General features: G+C 46.6%; 20 protein-coding genes. 2 read left to right on the top strand and 18 right to left on the bottom strand.

Annotation, left to right across the window (positions count from 1 at the left end; translation table 11 throughout):
* Positions 1-114: 114 nt before the first annotated feature.
* On the top strand, positions 115-1,239 hold the full coding sequence (locus RQP50_RS14470) for a mandelate racemase/muconate lactonizing enzyme family protein (protein WP_315745831.1): 1,125 nt from the start codon (positions 115-117) through the stop codon (positions 1,237-1,239).
* 121 nt (positions 1,240-1,360) lie between these two features.
* On the opposite strand, the gene RQP50_RS14465 is transcribed toward RQP50_RS14470, so the two are convergent.
* The 3 genes from RQP50_RS14465 to RQP50_RS14455 all read right to left on the bottom strand — a co-directional run bounded on the left by RQP50_RS14465 (position 1,361) and on the right by RQP50_RS14455 (position 3,354).
* A complete protein-coding gene (locus RQP50_RS14465) occupies positions 1,361-2,179 on the bottom strand; it encodes a hypothetical protein (protein WP_315745830.1) in 819 nt (272 codons plus the stop codon).
* 117 nt (positions 2,180-2,296) lie between these two features.
* Positions 2,297-2,743, bottom strand: coding sequence for a thiol-disulfide oxidoreductase DCC family protein (locus RQP50_RS14460; protein WP_315745829.1), 447 nt, complete (start codon positions 2,741-2,743; stop codon positions 2,297-2,299).
* A gap of 50 nt (positions 2,744-2,793) precedes the next feature.
* Positions 2,794-3,354 carry a helix-turn-helix domain-containing protein gene (locus tag RQP50_RS14455; RefSeq protein WP_021253831.1) on the bottom strand — a complete coding sequence of 187 codons (561 nt, stop codon included), beginning with the start codon at positions 3,352-3,354 and terminating at the stop codon, positions 2,794-2,796.
* A gap of 149 nt (positions 3,355-3,503) precedes the next feature.
* Here RQP50_RS14455 and RQP50_RS14450 point away from each other — a divergent pair, with 149 nt between their 5' ends.
* Entirely contained in the window at positions 3,504-4,490 is a 987-nt protein-coding gene (locus RQP50_RS14450) for a DMT family transporter (protein ID WP_315745828.1), read from the top strand.
* 138 nt (positions 4,491-4,628) lie between these two features.
* On the opposite strand, the gene RQP50_RS14445 is transcribed toward RQP50_RS14450, so the two are convergent.
* From RQP50_RS14445 to RQP50_RS14375, 15 genes are all read right to left on the bottom strand, one after another.
* The gene (locus RQP50_RS14445) at positions 4,629-4,817 is read right to left on the bottom strand and encodes a hypothetical protein (RefSeq protein WP_065292076.1); all 189 of its coding nucleotides are present in this window, start codon (positions 4,815-4,817) and stop codon (positions 4,629-4,631) included.
* A 165-nt stretch (positions 4,818-4,982) separates the two neighbouring features.
* Positions 4,983-6,677, bottom strand: coding sequence for a stalk domain-containing protein (locus RQP50_RS14440; protein WP_315745827.1), 1,695 nt, complete (start codon positions 6,675-6,677; stop codon positions 4,983-4,985).
* 127 nt (positions 6,678-6,804) lie between these two features.
* Positions 6,805-8,739, bottom strand: coding sequence for an LTA synthase family protein (locus RQP50_RS14435; protein ID WP_315745826.1), 1,935 nt, complete (start codon positions 8,737-8,739; stop codon positions 6,805-6,807).
* Positions 8,736-10,076, bottom strand: a complete 1,341-nt coding sequence (locus RQP50_RS14430) for a DUF6080 domain-containing protein (RefSeq protein ID WP_315745825.1) — start codon at positions 10,074-10,076, stop codon at positions 8,736-8,738. The genes RQP50_RS14435 and RQP50_RS14430 overlap by 4 nt, the downstream gene beginning before the upstream one ends.
* Before the next feature lie 137 nt (positions 10,077-10,213).
* Positions 10,214-10,531: an EamA family transporter gene (locus RQP50_RS14425; protein WP_315745824.1), complete on the bottom strand. Its 318-nt coding sequence runs from the start codon at positions 10,529-10,531 to the stop codon at positions 10,214-10,216.
* Positions 10,521-10,850, bottom strand: coding sequence for an EamA family transporter (locus RQP50_RS14420; protein ID WP_315745823.1), 330 nt, complete (start codon positions 10,848-10,850; stop codon positions 10,521-10,523). The genes RQP50_RS14425 and RQP50_RS14420 overlap by 11 nt, the downstream gene beginning before the upstream one ends.
* Positions 10,838-11,479, bottom strand: a complete 642-nt coding sequence (locus RQP50_RS14415) for an HAD family hydrolase (RefSeq protein WP_315745822.1) — start codon at positions 11,477-11,479, stop codon at positions 10,838-10,840. Before RQP50_RS14415 ends, RQP50_RS14420 begins: the two co-directional genes overlap by 13 nt.
* 24 nt (positions 11,480-11,503) lie before the next feature.
* Entirely contained in the window at positions 11,504-12,430 is a 927-nt protein-coding gene (locus RQP50_RS14410) for a decaprenyl-phosphate phosphoribosyltransferase (protein ID WP_315745821.1), read from the bottom strand.
* Between the two features lie 242 nt (positions 12,431-12,672).
* Positions 12,673-16,320 (bottom strand): DUF4855 domain-containing protein, encoded by a 3,648-nt coding sequence (locus RQP50_RS14405; RefSeq protein WP_315745820.1) that lies wholly within the window; start codon positions 16,318-16,320, stop codon positions 12,673-12,675.
* Positions 16,321-16,685: 365 nt separating this feature from the next.
* A complete protein-coding gene (locus RQP50_RS14400; protein WP_315745819.1) occupies positions 16,686-18,368 on the bottom strand; it encodes a DUF4855 domain-containing protein in 1,683 nt (560 codons plus the stop codon).
* Between the two features lie 130 nt (positions 18,369-18,498).
* Entirely contained in the window at positions 18,499-20,253 is a 1,755-nt protein-coding gene (locus RQP50_RS14395) for a DUF4855 domain-containing protein (RefSeq protein WP_174809597.1), read from the bottom strand.
* Positions 20,254-20,555: 302 nt separating this feature from the next.
* Complete coding sequence (locus tag RQP50_RS14390; protein WP_315745818.1) at positions 20,556-21,710, bottom strand: hypothetical protein; 1,155 nt, start codon at positions 21,708-21,710, stop codon at positions 20,556-20,558.
* A 290-nt stretch (positions 21,711-22,000) separates the two neighbouring features.
* On the bottom strand, positions 22,001-22,693 hold the full coding sequence (locus RQP50_RS14385; protein WP_021253842.1) for an LrgB family protein: 693 nt from the start codon (positions 22,691-22,693) through the stop codon (positions 22,001-22,003).
* The gene (locus tag RQP50_RS14380) at positions 22,690-23,067 is read right to left on the bottom strand and encodes a CidA/LrgA family protein (RefSeq protein ID WP_021253843.1); all 378 of its coding nucleotides are present in this window, start codon (positions 23,065-23,067) and stop codon (positions 22,690-22,692) included. Before RQP50_RS14380 ends, RQP50_RS14385 begins: the two co-directional genes overlap by 4 nt.
* A 225-nt stretch (positions 23,068-23,292) precedes the next feature.
* On the bottom strand, positions 23,293-25,848 hold the full coding sequence (locus tag RQP50_RS14375) for a flippase-like domain-containing protein (RefSeq protein ID WP_268623474.1): 2,556 nt from the start codon (positions 25,846-25,848) through the stop codon (positions 23,293-23,295).
* Positions 25,849-25,908: the final 60 nt, after the last annotated feature.

The raw sequence follows: 25,908 nt of genomic DNA, 5'->3' as shown, positions 1-25,908 counted from the left end.
GTTCCCTCTTTCTTACGAATTATAATTTTTTTCTTTTGCGATTGCCGCTTATAAAAGTGTTCCAACATATCCCATACTTAAAACATTGTCATCATTTTTATTAGGAGGTTACTCTTGCTCATTCACAAGGTCGACACGTACCCATTGTTATATCGAATCCCCCGTCCCTACGGGGATGCCAATGGCTTGAAAAGGTTCCGTTCCGCTTACCTGATCAAAATTACGACGAAGTCTGGACTTACCGGATGGGGTGAATGTTCGGGCTGGCTGCCTGCTCTGGATACCGAGTTTGAACACGCCGTCATTCCGTTCCTTCTTGGCAAGGATGCCCGGGAGCGAAATGCCATTATCACTGCATTATCCAAGCAAAAGCATGATAGACCCGCAGCTGCGGTCAGCATGGCTCTGACAGAGATCGTTGCACACGGCGCGAATTTATCAATTTGCGAGCTTTGGGGTGGCGCGGTTAGACGCTCTCTCCCCTTGTACGCATCGCTTCAATCGTATTCAGATGCATCAGATTGGATAGCCCAATCGCTAAAGGATATGGAGCAAGCGGTTCAACAGGGGTTTATAAACATGAAAATAAAAGTGGGCGGGAAATCACTCACTGATGATATTCGCCATGTCCGCACCGTCCAAGAACAGTACGGGCAGCGCGTACGAATTGCTTTGGACGCCAATGGAAGCTATGATGCGGCCACGGCTAGCAGCTGGAACTCCCTGGTCAGTCAATATGATAATTGGCTCTGGTTTGAAGAGCCATTGCCCTTGAACGCATGGGATCAATTTGCGCATTGTCGACTTCAACTGAACATTCCGGTTGCAGGCGGTGAAAATGCCATGACTCCCTCGCTGTTCCATCAAGCCATCGTTCGGCAAGCGCTGGATATTGTTCAGCCCGATCCGCTTCATCTTGGCGGTATCGATGCCTATCGCGACGTACTAAAGCTCGCACGCTCAGCGGCCATTCGCGTATCCCCGCATACCTTCGATGGCGCTTTAGCCCGCTGCTACGCGCTGTTCGCTCACGCTTGCTTGCCTTCCTGGAGCAAAATGGACGCCGACGAAGCGGTTGAACCGATAGAGTGGGACGTAATGGACAATCCATTTACGGCCTTGGTTCCGCTTCACATTCATCATGGAACCGTCGATATTCCGAACGGCCCCGGCATTGGGACAGCCATCGATGAAGACATGCTTAGCCATTACCGCTGGGACGGATCGCGTTTCTGGTAATTGAATCTGACCCGCATTTCTTTGGCGCAACGAAAAAAGGCGAAGCTCTGGCTTCGCCCAACAATATTGCAATTCGTATTTATGTATCCATTTACGAGAAAAATTATGGCTTAAGGCTCCTTTAACCTCGCTGTTTCTTCGGCCATGGGGCCAGCAGCAGCGTTACAGGCAACAGCAGTAAACCAACGATGAGCACGGTCCAAATGACGTCATTCTGCATATTTTTCTCATGAGCTATGATAGCATCCAGCGACGAACCTACGACATATCCTCTTTCGATCGTTTCCGGCTTATCCTTCGGCGCATAGGGCGGCAAGCCTCCATACAAGACGGAATCCGTGCCATTTGGAAATGACATTGGCTTCAGCTGTCCTTCCTCTGCCTGCCCGAGTATGGTAACCTCCTCGCCATTTGGAACGCCGCCATAGCTCAATGCCGTCTCCTTCGGCGCCACTACCAGTACTCGGTTGTTCTCGACCTCTTCGTTCGGATTGCGGAGCGTCCCCTCGTGCAGCGGCACAGTAAGATCGGTCAGGCGGAATACGGACGGCTGAAGCGGGATCCCGTTCACCGACAATCCGTTCACGTTACCGACGGTTGTCGTCATTGTTGTCACATAACTGCAATTGCGAGAGTTGCATGACCACCTTCGATCCTCTTTCACGAGCAGCGCATAAGATGAAGCCAAATGTTCATCCAGGGCAGGATTTCGAGAGGTAAGCGTACCTGTTATCGCTACGATGCCTGTCATTTCTGGAGTCACCGTTTCAACAGGAACCGCATTCTGTAATCCCTTTTCCCAGCCGTTAGATTCACTGTACATGATAGCAAAGCCGCCGAAAACGAGCAGATCCGTTAGTAGAAAAAAGATAAACCAACCACTCACCCGTCGTGGCTTTGTCACTTTTCCTGTTGTACTTTGATGACGCAGCTTCGTCACGTTCTAACACCTTCTTTCAATCAATGCTTGCGCATCCTCATACCTGAATGGTCGATACGAGCAATGGTGGCATTGCCAAAAAAACAGAAATACGCCCTATGCCTATACGTAAGGACGTTATGTTCTGCTTGAATGCGTATCGGAATCATTGCCTTGAGTATTCCTCCGCACTGGAAGCTCGCAGCCATTAGAGTTGCATTGGCCAGCAGGAACAATCGTACGTCTTGAAGCGATGTATCGATACAGTTTCCCGCCAATTCCCAGCTTCATGCTGAGCCATATGAACGGACTCATCGGCATTAATATCGGCACCCTCATACAGAGTGCATGCACCGCCTCGATACCGGAAAGAATGCGTCCGCTGCTTGATTCCCGCGCATGCATGCTGTCCACCAGATTGTCCATGGACACTGGAATCCGTTCCGTCACATGCTGATCGCGTATCGAGTAAAATCGCAGCACATGCAGCCAATCCCATCGTTCCAATCGTGAGCGTATTCCCGTACAAAGCGGACACCAACTATCATAATACACCTCAAGCATGCGGCGTTTACGTATGCTCATCTGTCCTCACCCGCTTCTTCCTTCAACAATTGTATATCCCTCACATCCCGTTACGAGTAGAACACCGTAAATTGCACGACCGCTTCCTCATCGCCAACATTGGCATACATATGCGTTTCGGTAGCGGAAAATTGAATGGAGTCAAATTGGTGCAGCGTATACGTATCTTCTCCAATGGTCAATTGCACCGTACCCGACATCACCGTAGCAATTTCCACTGTCCATGGGTGATTTGGCTCTGGTTCGTAGACGCAATTGGGCTTTAGCCGTGCACGCAGCATCTCCATCTTCTCGCGCAGATCCGTAAAAACAGGCTCCAATATCCATTGTCCGGATTCACTCTCATAGGTAGGGCCATGACCTGATCGAGAGATGCGCACTGACTTATCCGGCATGAGCAGCGTCATCAGAGGAACGGACAAATGCCGCGATATTTTCCACATCATCCCGATTGTTGGGTTCGTATCTCCACGCTCAATGTTGCCAAGAGTAAGCTTGCTAACCCCTGACAGAGCGGACAATTCCTCAAGACTTAGCTGCTTATCTTTCCTCAGCTTCCGCAAATTCGCGCCTACCGATTGCATCAATTGCTTCGTTTCGTGCTCATTCATCGAATGTTTCCCCCAATTCGAACGAAAAGTTTACAATCATTATGCAAATATTTGTTACATTATACTTTACTTTAAAAATAATATAGTATATTATACTTTACTGGATACACAATTGAAAATGATTTTCAAGTAGAGGTAAGGTGAGCATCATGAGAGCCATATTTGTTGGCATTTTAGCATCCATGTTTTTTTCATCCACATTCATTATTAACCGCGCGATGAACCTGTCCGGAACAAGCTGGGCTTGGACCGCATCGCTGCGCTTTCTACTTGCGATTCCCATACTGCTTGCGATTGTCGCATTTCGCAAAAACCTTACGCCTCTCTTCCGTGAAATGCGTAAGCATCCCTTGCAGTGGCTAACATGGGGTTCCCTGTGTGGAGTCGCGTTCTATTCGCTGCTCAGCTTTGCAGCAGTCTATGCACCGTCTTGGCTCACATCGGGAACATGGCAAATTACGATCTTAATTGGCGCGTGCTTGTCGCCACTGTTCTTCGAGACACGCCAGACACCGAATGGCCCGGTAAGAGTACGCCAGTCCATTCCGTTCAAGAGTATGCGCATTTCCGTCATTATACTTATCGGTGTAGTACTCATGCAAGTGTCTGAAGCAAGCAATGTTACCTTATCGGAATTACTTCTGGGCTTCATACCTGTTATTATCGGAGCTACTTTCTATCCGCTTGGCAACCGTAAAATGATGGCGCTCTGCGGCAACAAGCTGGATTCCTTCCAGCGCACACTCGGCATGGCACTTGGCAGTATGCCTATAGCTATCCTGCTTGGCATATACGGAACTATGTCTGTAGGTTTGCCATCCGCCTCTCAGTTCGGACAAGCAATGCTGCTTGCCATCAGTTCTGGCGTAATCGCAAGTCTGCTCTTCTTCTTGGCAACAGACATGGCGAAGCATAATACAGCACTGCTTGCTGGAGTTGAGTCCACACAGGCTGGCATTCTGATCTTCACCGTGCTTGGCGAGGTACTGCTTCTCAACGGAACATTCCCACAAGGCTGGTCACTCGTAGGGATGTTCGTCATTATCGCCGGGATGATTGCGACGAGCCTGGCGAACCGCAATATTGCACCAGCAAAGCCGAAGCCAGCACCAACACTGTCTAAGAGGACAGCCTAATACACCAGAAACAGCGAAAGAGCGCCGCATACTGCCTATCAAGTATGCGGCGCTCTTTCTATTATATAAGGTGGAGGCAAAACTAACCATGGTAAGTTATTATTTTCACAAAGTATTTGAAACGAAAGTCATTTCTTGTTAGGCGTAATAAGCATTCAGCAGTTCACGTGTTTCTTCTTCCGGCTTAGCTGCAAGACCCTGGTCAGCCCAGCATTGTCTGCACTCTTCTTCTGTCGTGCATCTGTCATTATCGTCACACATATAGCAAAGTTGAAGGAAGTTGCGAGTTACTTGATCCGTTGTGTCAAATGTTTTGAATGTTCTCATCTTTATCACTCCCTGTTCTTTATGGTTACACTATATCATGGAATTGAGTGATAGTATGTGAATTAAATCACAACACTATATAGTCATAGATACAAAAGCTGCAGTCCCCTCGAAACCTTACGATTACGATAAGACTGCAGCTATCTGCTGAAGCTTCTTATATTATTATTTCTTGTCCTTCATTTCAAATCTAAATTTGGCTACATCGAATAAGGTTTCCGCCGTGACATAGTCTGTTGGATTCTTCGTTAAATACTGGATAGCCCATTCAAAGTTCGTAACGCTGCCCTCTTCGACATCTTTCTCGACCGACTTTAGAGCTGCCAGTTCCGTCTTCAGCTTAGCTAACGGCTTCGAGAACTGAGCATCAATCTCTTCTTTATTAGCTTGAGGTGCGCTCGCTCCCTCTTCCCCGTTCTTCTCCGGATTGTACTTCGCAAGCTCTGCTTCGAACTTCTTTATCAATGCTGCATAGGATTGCTGCCATGCCTTGAATTGTTCTTGTTCTTTATCTTCCGCAACCAACTTGTTCAGTTCAGCTAACATTTGCTTCATATTCGCGCCAAGTGCTTGCGCTTCATCAGCCGCAAGTTTTGCCGCACTATAGTTCTTCTTCGTATATAAAATCTCTGCAGCAGCTTTATATTGTTCAGACGTGTGCGCGATACTAAGTGCTACATTTACATCCTTCTTCAAGAAATATTGGAATCGTTCACGGAAATCACCCTCGTCGAATACGTTGCGAACACCCCAATGAGTACTTTCACTCGTTTTCTTTAGAACAGCTAGAACGGATTTCGCCTCATCATCGAAGGCATAAGCGCCAGTGTCCATATATAATGCCTTCAAGTGGATGGCAATAGCTGCTAGTGTGTTCGGATCATTTGGCTTACCAGCACCCTTGTAATGCTTTTTCACCGCATTGATCCAATTATTCACTACGGAATCGAACTGCTTATTTGATTTGCGAAGGTTGGCATCTGCCTTCTTATACGCATTTTTCTTCGCGTTGATATTTTTTTGCATAGCAGCCGTTGGAGCACCAAATACGTACACATCAATCGTCTCTCCGAAAATATTCTTTTTCTTTTCAGTTCGGAGATAGTAATGATAGCCCGCATATCCATTCTGAGAGTATCCACTCTTGTCTGGATTCTGTATGATCATGCCCACTGTGGATGAGTTTGCTAGCGTATGATTGCCTTCTGCGGTGCTCGAACCTATCACGTACAGCGGTGATCGTTGATCAATGTAACCTTGAACATAGTAAAGCTTATCGTTCAATGCCAACTCATATGCAGCTAGCGCCTTTTCGTATGTACTATACATTTGATGATATGGACCGCTAACTTTGTCATACGCGTTACTATATGCATCTTCATTTGGAATCGCCGCAACATGTACCTTGTCCAACTGATTCACGAGCTCCAGCTTCACATTATTCAGCAATGCACCGTAAGACAAAGGTACAGCAACGCCACCTTTCTCGAATAGAACAGCTTCAGGCAGCGGCAGTGCAGCTCCGTCCACCTTCCCCTGCTTGCTGTTGGCTGTGAATACGAAGGTATGCTCTTGATTTTTCAATGTCAATGTCTTCGATGTTTTGTTCCAATCCGCTTGGAACCCGAAGATGTCTGTAAATGGCTTCAAGCCGAGATACAGTCCATCCGTAGATGTCTCTACATAATGCCTGCCTAGGAATACGCGCTTTCCGTTCCATTCCAGCAGTGAATAATCATACAGCTTCACTGTTCCTACGGTTGAAGAAGCTGCTGCAGCATAAGCTGGCTGTATACTGCTCCCAATACCCGTTAGAAGCAATGACACAACCAGCAGCCACGTCCATATTCTCTTTCTCATGTTGACCCCTCCATCATATATCGCCATAATTCGGCATAATCTACCAACTTATTATAACATGGCGAGAATCATAGACGAGTGACTTTTTACCAACATTTTCGTTCCGTGAAGGTAGAAATGACTCCCCTTATCGCTTCGGCAGCAGCTGAACGTATTCATCCGACAGCTTCATAAGAGAGAGAATATAGTCATAGTCCTTGCGGTACGCTTCCTTCATAGGCACGGGCTGCAATGTCTTTAGCGATATCGCTGTGCCATCATCGAACCCTTCGCCCGGTACGAACATAACTTCATTGTTGAAGAAGGAGCCTGTTGGCAGATAGTAGCGCATACCGACTACATTATTTTCTGTATTCAACATATCGCGACCAAGTGCAAGGAATTGCTTCTCTTGCAGGGATATACCGAGCAGGTTGGCAGCTGTCGGCATAATGTCGATTTGACCGCCCGTCCTTTCGATTATCTTAGACTCAGCTTGCTTCGGCACATGAATGATCAACGGAATATTGAAGCGGCTTACTTCATTCGAATAGGGAACACCGAGTCGATCGGTTATTTCCTTGTCGCTTGCTTCCTTCGGATTCACGCCAAAGTGATCGCCATACACGACAAGCATTGTCTTATCCCATATCCCCTGCTTCTTCAACTCCTCGATAAACTGTCCCAATGCATAATCGGTATAATTGATTGCCGTCAAATAGTTCCCTAGGTACGAGCCCTCCATATCGGCAGGAAGCGTCAACTTCCGCAGCTTGTCTGGCACAACAAATGGCGCATGACTGGATGTCGTCACGAATTGAGCGTAGAATGGCTGATTTCGCTTCGTCATCTCCCGAATTTGCTCCGCACCGACTCTATACAATTCTTCATCAGAAGCACCAAAATCATTGAAGAAATCGTTCGTGTAGTACGGCTTGTCATAATAATGGTCAAATGCTAGTCCAGGATAGAGCAAATGCCGGTTCCAGAATGTCACATCATTGACGTGAAACGTTGCCGCTTGATAATTCAAGTCATGAAGAAGACGAGGCATACTCGGAAGCTCTCTCTTCCCAAAGCCTGTAGACATCGCTACCGTTCCCGTCGGATATATGGACGTATTGGACAAGAATTCCGCATCCGATGTATTTCCTTGGCCGATTTGCTGATATATATTCGGGAAGTAATAGCTCTCCTTCACGAGCTTATTCAGTACAGGTGTAATCTCTTGTCCTTCCAGCTTGGCCTGGATCGGGAAGTTCTGAAAGGCTTCCAGTTGAACAACAATCACGTTGGCACCGCGGGCCAATCCGAAACCCTCCGGCTGTCCAGACGGATTGTTTTCCTTACGATAAGGATATGCCGCTTGGAGCTCTTGGATTTTCACTTTCGTCTCATCCAAATTCCCATTCGCAATGATCTCATTCTCACGTATGATTTTCAGCGCTGTTGCAGCTTGATAGTTGAGATAGCCAATCTTCTCTGACTTCACCGTCTCATTGCTGATCGATTCTGCCTTGTCTATTACGAACCAGGAATAGCTCATGCAGCCGATCAAAATCAGGGCCGCAGCAGTTCTCCACATCCAACCTGCATACCGTTGTGGCGGGGATGAATCCATCCAAGCTTGCTGCTGCGAATACGTCCTACGGATCAACCAACGAAATGCAACAAATATTCCAGCCACCACGATATCTGCAAAGTACAAAAAGTGTGAGAACTTCACAAGCGGCCCGATACTGCCGCGTATTTGTGGAACCTGTCCCATTTCATCAAATGCAGTAAAGGTTGGTACTGTATTAAAGTGAATATGGTACAGTGTTGCAGCAAACATCAAAATAGAGAAAATGACCTGAAAGATCCAATATAACGTACCTTTGCCGAATCGAGGCAGCACCATCTCGAAGAGACTGACAATAAGAAGTACGGAAATGATATCGGTAAGCAAGCCTGATACGGTAATCGAATCATAGACGAAGTGGCGCAGCAGCGTTAATTTGACTACCAGAAGCAGGGTCAGCAGCGCGCCTTGCGGAAGCTGAACCCGCTTGCGTTCCACCCTGGCCAATGAAATATTGCTCATAATCGTTCATCCTTTGCAATGATGTAGTGTCGTGGTGATGATGTCTCATCGTGCATAATAGCCGATTGGAGCTGCGCATATGTTTGCTTTACGGTATCCAGCACCTTCATATGTCCCATTATATTGCTCAATAGGGTGATGACTGCACACGCCGCTACAATGCCAGTAAGCACACGGCGAGCCTGTCCTCGCAGACGATGAATGAACCACGCCATTAACAAGAATAAGGCAAAGAGATAATGCCCCGCATATAGGTACATATCATATTCAAATGTTCGTAGACCGAAGCCGACGACAAGGTGAAGCAAAATGGCAAACAGCGGATACACGTTCAAGGACCACACTTCAGCCGAACGATACCCTTTCCCAATTGCCATCAAACTCAAGACGATGACAACTGCACCGACAAGATGACCGTACCATGGGAATGGATAAGCTAAATTTGTGACAAACGCCATAATCGAGTCGCTCATTAAAACAAGGTTCGGCGTAATAATCGGACTCTCGATCATGGAATAGACTGCCTTCCAATGATGCTTGAACGAGAATGGAGAGACATAGCTCATGCCCCCAGCTTCAATGTTATGCTGCCAGGAGGATACCCACGTATTGCCGGAAAATAAGACATGCTGGAGCACTGTCAACAGCGCAACCATCACGGCAAATATCCCCGCAACCTTCACCCATTTCACAATAAACTGCTTGCCTTGTCCCAGTGAGCAGAAGAATAGGACACCAGCCGCTGTAGCAACATTCGTAATGGTAATCCCAAAGTTCAATACAAGCAGCAGTGCGACCGGTATAAGGGAAAATCGGTTATTCAGTCTGCAATACTGAGCATACAATACCGTCAGAAGAATCCCGAATACCGCATATGGATAGGAGTCAGGAATAAGGGCAGTGAAAATACTGTACGAACTCGCCCCGAAGAATGCAGCAGTACTAATAGACAACCAATTACAGCACAGATTGCGGCGCAAGTAATAATACAGAATGACAACACAGAGCGCATTCATCATACTTTGAACTCCAACAAAGAGCGCATTGCCAATTGTTGCTTTGGCGAGTGCCTTCAAGGGTGTCGCAACAAAATTGAGCAGTGGATGAATGAAAGAAGATTGCGGCGCATAATAAAACGACGGGTCGAAATTGAAGAGATTCAAGGTAAAAGGCGCGTCGTTAAATGGACTGCGCGGCAACAGTATGTTTTTATACTCTTCCATATAAGTTAAAAAAGGAATATTCAGTAGAATATAGAGCAGTGAAAAAATAACAAAAAGAATAAGCGCGGTGCGATTATCCTTCTTATCAGCAAACACAGACTTCCAAAACTTCATGATGATATAATCCTCCGTTACTACAAAATGACTGGAAATCATGATTAGGCGGGTACTCGTATGAGTACCCACTCGATCCCGACCTCATAGAATATTTCGCCTCCCTACCGATTTCCTCCTATGTACAACTAAGCTCGCTATTGAACTAGAATAACCAATCCTAACCCGATGACACCAATTCCCGCTACCTTATGCCAACCTACCGATTCCTTGAACCACCATCTAGCCAAACAGAGTGTCCACACATAAGTTAGCGCATTCGCTGGAAGAACAAGTGTATACGGCAAAAAACGAAGTAAATAGATATTGAGAAGCGCCCCGATCCCGTACAGCATAAATCCGGTAAGCAGAATCCACTTGCGGTGGCGAATGGAATACCATTTAAAGCACGCGCTTCCTAATGAACCGAACCACGTCATGAAGATAAGCAGCAGCCATAACCATTCATTTCTCATAGCTGATCAACCCCACGCCAAGCATTAACAGCAGCACGGCCATTCCCTTTTGCAAGGTAATGGCTTCGTTCAAGAACAATCCTCCGTAAATCAAGGCAAATATATAGCTGCTGGACATCAGTGGATACGCGACGGACAGCTTCTCCATGGAAAGCGACTTGATCATGAGAAGCGCCCCCACGCCGTAAAAAACGAATCCGACTCCGACATATAAAATGTGGTGCACGCCCCACTTCCAAAAAAGTTGTCCTGTTGCCGTGCAGAAGGCGGAGAAGATCATAAGCAGCTTCCCCAAGTGTCGGGATGTTATCTGTTCCATCTACGTTCCTCCAATCCGTGAGCAGGCTCGGAAGCACGATTGACAACATAGCGGTGCTTCACCAATTGCAGCATAGGCAGGTCGCTCAAGCAATCCGAATACGCACAGGATGATTCATAGTCAATCGTGAACCGCTGTTCGCTCGCATATTGGCGAATACGAACAACCTTCTCATTCGCCTTGCAATTTACCCCGACAATGCGAGATGTATATCGATCGTTGCTCTTCTCCAGTTGGGTTCCAATGACCTCATGCACACAGCCCAGCTTCTTGAAGTATTTCATATAAGCATGCGGAGACGCAGACACTAGAAGTACATGGTATCCTTCCGTATACTTGCGGCGAATTTCCTCAACTGCCTCTTCATACACATCGTTGGCGAGAATCTTGTCATAGAAGGCCTCAAGATCTGCTTCGTCCATATAATTAATTGCACAGAAAAAGGCTTCCTTTGCCTTATCGGCAGGAATTCTCCCCGTCTTGTACAGCAGCAAATTCCATAACACCGAGGTCAAATGAACAGCAGCCCGCGGTCTGGTTGCGATGCCGTACTTCAAGAACAGCAGCATCGAATCGTGCTTCGTAATCGTTTTGTCAATATCAAATAAAGCTAGTTTAGTACGTGTCAAACCGTCCGTTCATCCCCTATCCAATTATTCAAAAATAAGCAGTATAGACAACACACTCGCGATATACAGCACTACCGTCACAAGAATATGCTTGTCCTCTACCAGCAGGCGATCCGGTGCTCCACCCTTGTTCTCGATGTGAATCAAGTACAAATAGCGGAAGATGCCGTAAATGACAAATGGGATCGTCCACATGAGATAAATCGTTCGGCCAGCTGTAAACGTGAATAGCGAGTAGCTAATAATCGTAGCCGTCGCAACGATGCTCGTTAGTTGGTCAAGCAGTGTGAACGAATACTTGTCCAACACCTTGCGATGGGCATCCTTCTGCTTGTCAAGCAAGAACAGCTCGTGCCGCCGCTTGCCAATTGCAAGGAATAGGGACAGCAGCATCGTACACAGCAAAAACCATGGCGTCAGATGCACGTTAATGGCCAATCCTCCTGCGATTGCTCGAAGCACGAAGCCTGAGGCGATCACCATAATGTCCATAATGACCACATGCTTCAGCTTAAGGGAATACGACACATTCATGGCAAAATAGACGGCTAACAAGAGCATCAAGAGCGGGTTAATCTTATACGATACCACCAATGAGCAAACGAGCAATATCCCCCCAAATACCAAAGCGCCTGTTGGATTCAATGCACCGGACGCCATAGGACGAAACTTCTTGACCGGGTGATTGCGGTCTGCTTCCCGATCCACATAATCATTCAATATATACACGCATCCTGATACGAAGCTGAATAGAAAGAAAGTCGTCAGGGTATTCACGATTGCCGACACGTTAATGGCTTTTAAGGAAAAGATAAGCGCTGCAAATACGAGCAAATTTTTCGTCCACTGCTTCGGTCTCAGCTGCTTGAACAGCAATCGAATAACCGAGCTTTGACTCACTTCCTGGTATGCCTCTGATCGATCAGCGGTATGACTTGCTTGCAACTTCATCACTTGCACCTCCTAGCTGTAGTAGCAATATTTACATCTTTACATACCGACCTATTATAATACAGAACCTATCGAATGAATATGGTTATTATGGATCACGAGGATATGATTACTAGTGAGTATTAGTGCTAGATTCCACTCCTGCATCATAAAAAAGCGCCCCAATGAATTGGGACGCTTCATTCTATTTTGCCTGTTTCCAGTTGCTTTGAGACTACGATATAAGAAGGAGCAGAGCCATACTAAATTTGTGTGCTCTTCTTAAAGATGGCGATCTCGTCTTTAAGCTCCCGGACAGCTTCATCTACATTCGCTCGCGTGTATCCTTCTGACTTCAGATGTCTCATGACCTCAATCGTTTTATCTCCCAATTGCCATTTGGCCTGAATGAATTCGCTACCTGTTTGTTGAAGCAACCACGATACCTCCTCATACAGCTGCTGAAGTTCAGTAGTATCTACGATCCCGCTGTCCCCTACTTGTACCGTAGAACGGAAGGTTTCTGACTTGCCATTGTAGTTCATTGTAACGTTAACCGCTGCCGTACCTGGTTTTACCCCCTTCATGGTCACGCTGTTACTGGATTCACTGATTTTCTCAACCGCATCACCGATGACTTCCCAATGATAGATAGCATCTTCTGTAGGTACAGCATATCCATTGGCATACTGGCTCAGCAATCTAATCGTTCTTTCCTGTGCTGGAGTAGAAAAGAATTGATAGGTTCCCTGCCAGCCAACCTTCTCTCCCTGTTCCAATACAACTGATTTGTTAAAGACTTGCAGGAAGTAGGATTTCCCATACTTCTGAGTAAAGACAATCGGTTGATCATCAGCCAGATATTGCAATTTACCAAGTCCGTAATTGCGATTCAGCGTCACGAGCAGCTGATGCTGGCTCCCATCCTGTACTGCTGAACTCAGCCAATACTTATCTACGTCTGGATGCTGGGCTTTCGTTCCCGAATCACTATACACACCCGAGCCGCTTCTGCCTACTTCCGTCTCCCCTGCATAGTAGCGTACTTCTTGATTCCATGCTCCGTTGACGGACTGCAATCCATAATAACGATATAACGTAATCTCTTCCAGAGGCATAATTTCCGTATGAACTTGTACTTTGCCGCCTTCGATTTCATACGTAACCGTCTCCTGCAAGATTTCACGACCACGTCCGTCCTGCTCCTTCGTATTGAAGCCCTGAATTCGATTCACAACCTCAATTTTCACCTTGGTCCCGGCGATTGCTGTCCCATCTTGAAGCTGTTTCCCGTCCACCCACACATTATATTTAACGGTTCTTCCTGTCGTAGAACTGTTCTCGCCGCCATCATAATTATGATTGCCACCCGTGAAATCCTGACCTTTGCCGTTGCCATTATCATTGGCACCAACGATATAAGGGCCAATCCAATCCGATATATCAGGCCACAACATAGTCGATGGGCGCGTCAAGTCGGGATCGGCATCCTTGTCCACATTCGGACTAAGCCTCCATTCTTTCATCCCGTAGAGCTTATTCGCACCAGCATGATCGAACACAATCCACATATCATTGCAGTCATTGTACTTGTGAGCAATCTTCAAGTTGCTGCCGTTTTTCATGACATATTGCGTTCCACCCTGCAATGGATCGTGAAGTACTGGATTTTGGAAGCCATGGTTGATAGATAGTGGTGTTTCATTCCCCATTATCTGATTATAGGCCCAAGGAGCAACCTCAATTACGACAGACTCCACTTCTACCGGACCTACTTGTGCGCGAATCACGACAGTTCCAGGCTTGATAGCCTGCAGCTTGCCATCTGAGGTCACTTCAACAATGCTTGAGTCCGAGCTCGCGAAGACCGCATGTACTTTCTTTTGTTGGGCATCATTTTTGTCGATTACAATAGGTGTCCACAACGCCCCAACATCCATGGTTTCCAGCTTAGAAGGAAGCATGATCCGATATTCCGGAGCAGTACGGTTCGCTTCATATTTTAATAGCTTCAGATCATCAAGGTAGAACGTGGCGTCCTCCGATTGCCTGTTGCGCATAAGGGCAAAGCGAATGATATTTTCCGTATTGATTCCTGCCTGCTTCAGCTCCTGAATCGACTTCGTAATAATGGTCCATTGACCAGGCGGGAACATGATGTTTCTGGCATAGGTCTTGCCCCAATCATATTCATACATATAGACCTCGCGAATCTCCTGTGGCTTGGAAGAAGCATTGTATACCGCATAGCTAACAGCATCATACTCGCTCCAATCCTTGAGTGCATAGGCTGGATAGGATTCTTCTGGAAGCTCCTTCTCGAACCCGTCATAATCGGAGTCGATATACGCCGCGATCCAGCTATGTGGATACGCCTTGAAATCAATCTTCAGCGACTTCTCTCCTTGCAGCACGTATGTAGCATCTGTAACCGTTGTCCGCTTGACATGGTCACCGTTATTCGTTCCAGATTTAATATCGCTTTCAAAATCTACGAGCGAACGAGATTCTGTTACTGTCGACTCACCAGAATTCTCTAGCATAATATCGCGATAAATCGTCTGCTTATCATGGATGTTGACGCCAATAGATTTGCTGGATAATCCTTGTTTCTCTACGACAAAGGAATTCTCTGTTGCATACAGACCGTTCATCGCGAACTGACCATCTGTATCAGTGGTGACAGCATTCCCTGCCTTATCCGTTAACGTTGCTCCTGCGATACCATTGCCCTGACGATCAACTACTCTGCCTGCAAAATTCCCTTGCGGAGGAATAAACTTGCCCGTGGCAAACCTGTATAGATCCGTATACATCTGCTTCGCCTCCGGTACCTCAGAATGATAGAGATCATAGATTGCGTACACGTCTTGATAATACGCAAGAAGAGACTGATTCATAAACTGCTTCTTCACACCTGTAATTAAATAGTTGTAAAATGCTTGACGATACCGCGGAGCGTCCACAATACGCTGATCAAGCTCTACTTTGACTCCCGCTTCATTGGCATAAGCCAAGTCCGCTATCTCTTCCACCCGCTCAATTGTGGTGCTGTCGTCGCCATAATGGTTCGGCTGAAGGGCTGAGAAGTCAAAGCCTAGCCGGTTCCCATTCGCCTTCTCCCCTGCACCATACCACGGAAGCCAGCCCAGACGCATGCCGTGCTGCTGCAAATACTGGGATGCGAATGCCGTACTCTCCTGCTCCCCAGGTACAGTTGTATCGAGATCCTCTTGGAGCCAATAGAAGCCGCTCAGCTTCAAATGCTTATACTGCTGTTGCTCGAAACGAGCGGTTAACGTGTCGATGTACCAGCGGATTAACTCTTTGCGCGTGTTCAAGTTTTCTAGATTTTTCACTGTGCCATCGCCATTGAAATCCCCAAAGTTCTTGCTCTGTGGATCTGGGAAAGGCAATGTAACGTACACGTTTACCTTTTTATTTGGTTCATGCAAATCCTTCCCCACCTGTTCAACTGCTGCATCCAAGCCATCAAGCTGCAACCCCTTCTCGAACAAGCGATCTATCGACCATTTCCAATCCTGCCAAGTTCCTGGCTTGCTTCCTGCCGCCCATGGGTAATAGCGAGTGAGACTGCCCTTGTAGGGGGATGTCTTCGTGAGCAGGAGGAATGTATCGAAGAACGCATCCTCTGCAATTCCATCTTGATTCAAGTATCCTACATAAGGGAGAAAATGATCCTTCCCGTACTCCCCTCTCTTCGTGCCATTCGTATTCACTCGGTTATCATATCCGGTGTTCATTATCGCAATATTCGAAGCGCCATTGGATTTGTCACTGTTTTTGGGCAAATAATCTGCAGACACAACAGTTGAGAATAACGATGTCATGATCACAGAAGCAAGCATGAGGGAAGCGGTCAGCAGGCTTATGCTTTTCTTTACTTTCACAAATTCACTCTCCTTTAATCTTTGCAATAAAGCGTTTACATAAAATTGATAGCAAAACGCTTACAATTCTCTTCGTACCCACTCCCTTCATGAATCGACCTCTCATTTTTGGATAATTCAACCTATCTCATCATATCAAACTGGATAAACTATTCAACTAATAAATATTCTATTCTCTGAGAAGTCATGCAAAAGAGCTGCCATGCGGCAGCCCCATTATTTAGAACATCTGTATTAGCACTTGCAGTTCCGTAATCTCATCATGCGGCTTCAAAAACACCGATGGATGACCAGAGTATGGCCCATAGAAATAAAAAGAAGATGAACCGGAGTGCACCGTAGCCATCTTCTATAAGCCGAACCAATTATCGAGGCTGCTTCTGATACGTACCCTTCACAAATTGGTACATCCAATCATAAAGCTCACGAATCCGCGGATCACTGCTGCGAGAACTGTCGAGCAGGGCATCTACACCTTGGTAATAAGCCATGAATGCTTCGTTCATATAGCCGAAGTCGACCCCTCCATTCAAATAATCAATGTAATAGTCGCGTGATGCATCATTCGTGAATGCATCCTCATCCATCTCCATCTCAATACCTAGACCGTGATGCTTCGCTAAGTACGCCGCATCTTCAATCCGATCTGGGTTAGTTCCACCCCAATAATGGTTCGGCTGCAGCGCTGTCGCGTCGAACCCTATCGCACGTGCTGCATAGTTCCTGTTGCCACCAAAATTCGGAACCCAGAACAGCTTCTGTCCTCTCTTATGCACGATATCTCCAGCATACTTGACCAACTTCTCGTCCGATGAATTGTCTCGTCCCATCGATTCGGCCATCCAATACATTCCAACCAATTCCAAACGGTCGTATCGGCCTTTCATCCATTTTGTTCTTACTTGATCCAAATACCAATAAACAGCCTTTTTCCGATTCGTAAAGGATTGTTCCGCGCCAACATCACTAGGCACAAAGTTCTCAGAGATCCCGTCCCCATCGACATCTCCAAAATTGGAAATCGTCTCACCAGGATTCGGAATCATAATGACGACTTTCATCTTATGATGCGAATCATTCAGCTTATTCCCTGCTTCTGTCACAGCAGCATTTAACTCGCTCAAATCCCCCCCCGGCTTGAACATTTTGTCCAGATACCATTTCCAGTCATCAAGTACTGCGTTAATCCCAAAATCCCGCTGGTAATCCGCCGTACGAATGCCTAATAAAAGCGTTCCATCATACATCCAGTCCTGCGGCTCTCCGTTGTTGTCAACATAACTGACGTACGGGATGAGCTTCTCCTTTGTCCAATTGCCGCGATCGTTACTATACATACTGTTGTACATGAGCCACAGATCGTGAATGCCTGCCGTATCATTTCCCGGCTTCAAATAAGAAGGTGTGACTGGGCGAAGCGCATATGCATCCGCTGTTTTTCCTTCTACACCCCATATCTCCACTTCGTCCATGAACACCCAAATCTCTGTCGTAACGGCAATTTTCACATACCGGGCATAGATTTTCTTCGCTTGACTGGATGGATGGGGAACTCGATCTACCGCTGCGTCCCACACATAATCATAGGCTGCAGTCGGAATATTGGTCCAGAGCGGTACCGGAGAATTCATGTATTTTACAGGGGCCCAATTCATCCCGTCTTCTGAGGCATAATAGGAGACAATTTCTGGTGTATAGATGCCTACTTCATGATTGTAGAGAAAGTGAGACTTAATCTTCCCAATCGATTTGCTTTCGCCCAAATCAAATATGATTTCACGCGTCTTTCCTTTTAACAATGCGGTCCAGTTCGGATCCATAAAATCATTGGCATCTCCATACTTTCCATCTGTCAGCTTCGTTCCATCGTCTGGGTAATTTTCATCAGGTGGCTGATGGGTGAAGGAATACGAAATCCCGCTTGCCAAATTCCTCATCCCATCGGTGGCCACTGTAGGTTCAATATCTACCGCTAATGCAGCTTGGAAGGTGGACAGCAGCATGATAGAAGCTGCGACGAAGCTCACGACTCTCTTCAACTTAATCATCAATAAAAACCCCTCTCGTCGATTTTTCAATAAAATCGTGTATTGAGTAAGCATGGGTTGATCACCCATTCTTGATGACTTATGTCTATTCCGTGCTTCGCTGCGCTCCCCATTCATCGTTTATCGAGGCTTATCGAGGCTGCTTCTGATACGTTCCCTTTACAAATTGATACATCCAATCATAAAGCTCACGAATCCGAGGGTCACTGCTGCGTGAACTGGTGAGCAAGGAATCAACCCCTTGGTAATAGGCCTTGAACGCTTCCGTCATGTACCCATAATCGACCCCACCGTTCAAGTAATCAATATAATTGCCGCGTGAGGCTTCATTCTCGAACATTGCTTCGTCTGTCTCTAACTCAACACCAAGACCATGATGCTTCGCCAAATAAGCTGCGTCCTCAATTCGTTCTGGATTGCTGCCGTCCCAGAAGTGGTTCGGTTGAAGTGCTGCTGCATCGAATCCCAGAGCACGAGCCGCATAATTCTTATTCGCACCGAAGTATGGAATCCAGAACAGCTTCTGTCCGCGCTTATGCACAATCTCTCCAATATGCTTAATCAACTTTTCATCGGATGTCTTCCCGTTTGACACCCCTTCGTCCAGCCAGTACATGCCAGAGATCTCCAAGCTGTCATAGCGGCCTTTCATCCATTTTGTTCTGACTTGTTCCAAATACCAGTCAACAGCCTTCTGCCGATTCGCATAGGACTGCTCTTCCCCTACCTCACTCGGTACGAAGCTCTCAGAAATGCCATCTCCGTCGATATCTCCGAAGTTGGATATCCCCTCACCCGGATTCGGGATCATGATAACAACCTTCATCTTATGGTATGGATCATTCAGCTTCTCTCCCACTTCTTTAACCGTGTCATTCAATGCGCTCAGATCCCCGCCCGGCTTAAACGTCTTATCCAAATACCATTTCCAGTCTTCAAGATTTGCTGAATAACCAAAATCCCGCTGAAAATCCGGCGTACGAAGGCCTAGCACGAGCGTGCCGTCATACATCCAGTCTGTCGGCTGACCATTACTATCGACGTAGCTGACATACGGCATGAGCTTCTCCTTCGTCCAATTGCCTCGATTGTTATCGTACATTCCATTGTACATAAGCCACAGATCGCGGATTCCTGCTGTATCATTACCCGGCTTCAAATACGATGGTGTTACTGGACGAAGAGCATACGCATCAGACGTCTTGCCGTCAACACCCCAGATCTCTACCTCATCCATGAACACCCATATTTGTGTAGTGACAGCGATCTTCACATAGCGCGCATAGATCTTCTTCGCTTGACTGGAAGGATGAGGAACTCGATCTGTTGCAGCATCCCATACATATTCATAGCCAGCTGTCGGAATATCAGACCATAGCGGGGCTGGAGAATTCATGTACTTCACTGGAGCCCAATTCTGGCCATCCTCGGATGCATAGTAAGACAATATGGTCGGTGTATAAATGCCTACGCTGTTGTTATAGAGAAAGTGTGATTTAATTCGTCCGATCGACTTGCTCTCTCCTAAGTCAAATGTGATTTCTCTCGTCTTCCCTTTCAACAATCCCGTCCAGTTCCCATCCATGAAGTCATTGACGTCTCCATATTTGCCATCTGTCAACTTCGTTCCATCATCTGGGTAATTTTCATGAGGGGGCTGAGAATAAGAATAAGATATTCCGCTCGCTACATTCCTCATTCCATCTGGCTCCTTGAGCTCATTATCCTCGGCAAAGGCTGTGTGAAAGGTGGACAGAAGCATGACGGCAGCAACAATGAAGCTGGCCCATTTCTTCATCTTGATCATCAATTCGACTCCTTTCGTTACGTGAAATGATTGAATTGCGAACTCCATCGCGAAGGAAGCGTTTTCAAGATGTTGCAACTATTATACCTGCTGTACAGGTTTATGGTTTTGATTATAGTCCATACTTATCGACTTATTGTCCACTTACCAGATACGAATCAAGAACCAGCACATCACCTTCCGAAGGAGACGGATTGAATCATTTACCAATCCAGCAGGAGGCATGTTTACGACCATCACATATACCACCGTAAGATAGCATTTGGAACACAGCATGATGGTATTGTGGATCGGTTGCAGCGCCTATTATGGACGAATAAAAATAGGGCATGCAGATGCATCCCCTATCGAAACCAATACCTTATCGTTATGAGTATGGATTAGCGTTCTGGATTGTAAGTCACATGAACTGACTTGTATCCAAGCTGCTTAATCTGATCAGGTGTAACATAGAGTGTTCCTTCTTCCAGCACACTATTCTCCGCATTCAGCTCCATAGTTCGGCTGCCATTCACAAGCTTAAATCGATGAGCGCCATTCTGCTTTTTCAGCTTCTCTAGCTTGATAAGCTGCCAGCCGCATGCATCCGCGAGCGGTTTAACAGGGATACGAATATACCCTTTTTCTTCAAATACGATCGGCACGCGAATCGATGCCTTATCAACCTTAACCTCGTAATCGCGCTGGATCTTCATCGTTATTTTTTCCTCGGGCAATGCATCCAGATCGAAGTCAGTCGGCAAATCTGCGGTAGCATCCTTGGCATTGTCCATCTTCGGCAAATATGCCTCTGCAGCAGCCCAATCCTTCAACGGCTTGGATATCCGCTTCTTCAAGTCCAACACATATAGAGGACGATCCGGCTTATTCAATGTATATACCACGTATCCCTTCTCAGGATCAACGCCTCTAAGATTGCCGAATACGATCCGTTCCAATTGACTTGTTGCAGGGTCGAAGATCACAATCTCCTCTTGATTCGATTTCTCTCCATTCAACCGGCTGTATATGATGCGATTGTCTGAGAGCCATACAGCCCCTGTCGAATAGCTAGCTCGAAGCCATTCCTTCGTATGCCCTGTTTGATTGTTGCGCAGTATATAGCTATGAACCGTGGTCATGTACCCTTCTGCAGTCGGTTCAAAATATAGCCGCTCATGGATTCCCCATTTGCGGTCTGGCGAGGAACGAAACACTTTACCCTTCACAACTTCCTGATCCTCAGGATCATACGTATACTGCATCCCGCCTTCAATATTATCTGCATAATTGGTCTTGAGCAGAGGATGCTGCTGACCCTTTTCTACTCGCATGCTCCGAATGCTCGGATCCCATTTCTTCCATTGCCCATCAGCCATTTGAACGACGACACGCTCCTCACGCGCCTCCAGATCAATTCGCTCAACATTATAATAGACCGCTCCGCTCTGCTGATCGATGTACACCTTTTCGGCAGAGTATGTACCTGCTGCACCTGCGAGAGACGGCAAACTTAATCCCAAGAGGATCCCCCATGCCCATATCGTTGCTTTCAAGGAATCAACTCCTTTCTTTCATACCTTTTATACGAAATTAGTGATACATCTGAATTGTATGCTCAGATAAGTCCACATAAGTATCAACGTGATAGAACCAAAAATGTTTCATTTTTCATTTCCCCGAAGGGATAACGATACATATGGGACGCAACAGTAGGGGGGCTCCCCTTCATTCGTTGCATCATAGATAACAGAACATACAAAAAAACGCCCCCCGCAGATTGCGAAGAACGTCCTGATCTTCCTATTAACCGATCCATGCAGACCATAGATCAGGTTCTTACCTCTTACATAAGGAACATATAAATCGGTGTGAAAAGAATGGAGGTAATCAGGCCCGCTAACCCCATTGCCAATCCACTGAATGTCCCCTGCTTCTCTGAGTCCGCCAAGCTCTTCGCAGTCCCGAATCCATGCGCAGCCGTCCCCATTGCGATCCCAAGTGGCACTTCGCCGCGAATCCCAGTCATCCGCAGGAAGGTTGTACCGAACAATGCACCAACAACCCCTGTGAATACGGTAAATACAGCAGACAGTTCAGGCATAGCACCCAATGACTTGGAAATTTCAACTGCGATTGGAGAACTGACTGATTTCGGCAGCATGCTCAGCATAACTTCCCTCGCCCCGTCTAAACTCATCATGATCGCCGCAACACTCACAATTCCCACGATAGAGCCGCACGTAATGGACAAGCAGATTGCAGCAAATTGCTTTTTGACAAGCTCACGATATTTATAAATAGGAACACCAAGCGCGATTGTCGCTGGCCCAAGAATAAGTGCCAAAATATCTGCCCCATTTTTGTAATCCTGGAGCGGGATATTGCCAATGACGAGAAAACCGATCAACACCGCCGAGCAAAAGAGGATCGGATGCATCCATTTGAAACGCACATGCAGTACACGGGATAATGCATATACAACGATCGTTGCAGCTATTCCGAACAATGGCTGTTGTGTCCATGATAAAAGGTTCATGCTGCATCTTCCTTTCTTGTCGGCATCTCATTAGCTTCATCCGGTTTCTTCTCCATCTTCGAAGCAACGAAGCCCGTCATCCAGAGAACGACCAGTGTACTGCCGATAATTCCAGCAGAAATGCTGAACCAATGTGCACTCAAAACAGGCATAAATGCCATAATACCGACTACATAAGGGATGAAGAACAACAACATATGATCAAGCAGGAATTGAGCGGATTGTTCAACCCACTCCAGCTTCACCCACTTCATGCCAAGTGCAATCAGGAACAGCACCAAGCCAAGCACGTTGCCGGGCAGCGGGAGATGAAGCAAATTGTGCAGCCACACACCTGCGATGTTGAAGCCTAATAAAATTGCAAATCCTAGCATAAGGAACCACCTTCTGATGATAAGACTTTGATGAAAATCCGTTCCTATTCTGAAACACCCCTATTGTAACAGAACTATCGAGCGTGTCCCACCCGCGAGTACGGTCGAAAAGCAGAGTTGTAAGCGGTTTTTCACAATAAAAAAGGCCTGGAGCAGCCTCCAAGCCTTTTCATGTATTTTCTGTAACTTTCAAAATTTTATCATTTTCGTATGAAATGAATCACACTATCGCTGCAAACGCCGAATAATACGCGTTACCCGCCATACCGTCCAGTTCATATGACGCTGCTTGCGGAAAGCAATATACTGTGGCTCCCACGTAACATCGAATAATGCTAGCCATATTCTTCTATAGTTATTCATTGGATACAGCTCACGGATTCTCCGGAAAATCGCAACAGCAGTTCGTTCTGTCCATAAATAGGGTGAACGATCCGACTCAACATGGGACAATGGAATTAATCCGCTGACAAGCTGCTTGCAATGATGATGCTGTCCGATCCATACGATGATATCACGCAACTGCTGAAGTACTTCATCCTGTTCGGGTTGACATAAGCCGCGGCAAGACCGAATATCACCGATCATTACCGTCCCAGAGGCCTCATCGACTCTCAGCACAACGTATCCAAGCAAGAGATCTCCATCCGTTTCATTAAATAAGCGAACGAGTTGGAGCGTGTCATCCGATACCGTCAGCAATCGTTGAAGCGTCTCGATATACCCTGGTGTCGCAGACTCCCAGCTGCTGGCCGCGTCTATGACTTGCTGAACATGTTCAGCTTCCAACGGGAAGCTGCTTAGCTCATACCGGTGCACCGGCGATGCCATGCTCGGCTCGGTGAATTCATACCGTGCAATTTCCCCTACTTTGAAGAAGTCATTGCCATAGTCATGAAGCAGTGGCATGCCATCTATGCCTGCTTGATAGAACACAATATCGAGACCGAAGCGATCCGCATGTTCGTACAGAGAATGAAGAGCATCATGTTCTTTCGCTTTCATCCGCTCCAGCTGTGGCATGCCAAGCATAATTACCCGCCGTCCCTTAATAATGAAGGGAAAGCGAATTTTGCCGCTGTTGACTGAGAAGACACGCTTGTCCGCAACATTCTGATACATCCAGCCATTAATGCCTGTCAGAAGCACTTGATCATCGCTACGCCAATCTCTACCTAGCGGCTTCTTCAGATGGCGCTCGAATACAAGTACCCCAATCACGTACATAATAGCCGCTACTAGCAGACCAGTAACTAGCGTTGTTGTAAATTGGCCATAGCTAAGAGTGTAAGTTGCTGCATCCGCAACCTTCTCATGGAATTCTGCCAGCATGTATCCCAGCATCATGTACAGAACCATGAGTAGTGATCCGAATAAGGTTGTGAAGAATATCGTACTCTTCGTTAACGGGAATCGATAACGTGTGAACTGTGAGCGAATGAGGAACAGGAACAGCAGCATCCCGCACAGCCACAATGTATGGCGAATCGTCGTTCCTAGCAGGAACGTCAGCAGCGTACATATCGCTAAGGCTGCCAGGGTCATCACATATGCCCTAATTGTTCGCTCGAAGAGTCCCTTCAATTGCAGCAGGATCAACAGGCTGGCACCAAGTAAGATACCATTCACAATTGGAAATACTTGACCATGGAATAACGGAAGAACGAACATGGATGATTCCCATGATGGCTCAGTGAACGTGTATGTAAATAAAAATACGGAAGTCATAAACAACAAGATTACGACTGACCAAGCAGACAGCGAATTCCATAACGAGCGCTGTACGAACCACAAGATGCTGCCAGATTCAATATATGAACCTAACGTCGGGTGATCCTCGAACTTCTTCACCGCAACTTCACCGAACTCGAATGCTGCGAAGATTAAGCCAAGTGTAAACGGGATGAAATAGTACACGGTCCGGTACAGCAGCAGTGCTGTAAATACTGTACTGTCTGCAACGCCTAATGCTTGCAAGCCGATTAAGAACGTAATATCGAATGTTCCGAATCCACCGGGCACCATACTGATAAGGCCGGCTATGGCACTAACTGTAAATACACCGATGACTTCAGCGAAGGAGACGTCTGCCTTCAGCATGAGCAAGATAACGTAAGCAACTGATCCTGCAGCGAGCCATTCGATAAATGACACAACCGTATATCCGAATGTCAGTTTGGCGTTCGCATTCGCTCTTCCCTTCCAACGTGAGAAGAGTAAGTACACGGGGAAGAACAAAGCGACCCCGACTAAGACAACCCATAGCCACCCCTTAGCGGCGAGCAGTTCACTCGCAGGGAACACATGCAGCAGTACTAAGATGCCCAATAGGGACAACCCACTAATCATAGAAGGCGCCATCCATGCAATTGCAATCAGCAGCCTGCTGGCATCGCCTGTAAATTGACGATACAAAACGGTTCGAATCCCTACCCCTGCGATCCCACCAAAGCCGACAATCCCGTTAAAGGTATTCGCGATCCAGGATACTCGAAACGTTTTCCCTATGGTAACAGGAGCTTTAATTGAACGCAGCAGCAGGCGATCATAGAAAAACATGGTCGCAACCGCTAGTCCGCCTAGAACTATGAGCCCCGTAAAATACTCACTCGATATTAATCGTATCGCATGGAGCGATTCCCGAAGTGAAAATCTGGATAATTCCTTCTTTCCTTGAATAAAGACGAAAATGATGACTGCTAATGGAAAGGCTATTTTCAGCGTCTGAACAAGCCGCTTATTATGCAATAACGCTTGCAGCTTCGTCTTGATTGCATTCATTCAACCCCTCCTCTATTCCCTGATACCATATAGTGTGTAGTGAGGGCAGGTTCGTTATTC

Source organism: Paenibacillus suaedae, assembly GCF_032337355.1.
Classification (GTDB): domain Bacteria; phylum Bacillota; class Bacilli; order Paenibacillales; family Paenibacillaceae; genus Paenibacillus_B; species Paenibacillus_B suaedae.
This window is presented reverse-complemented; position numbering and strand designations above follow the sequence as displayed.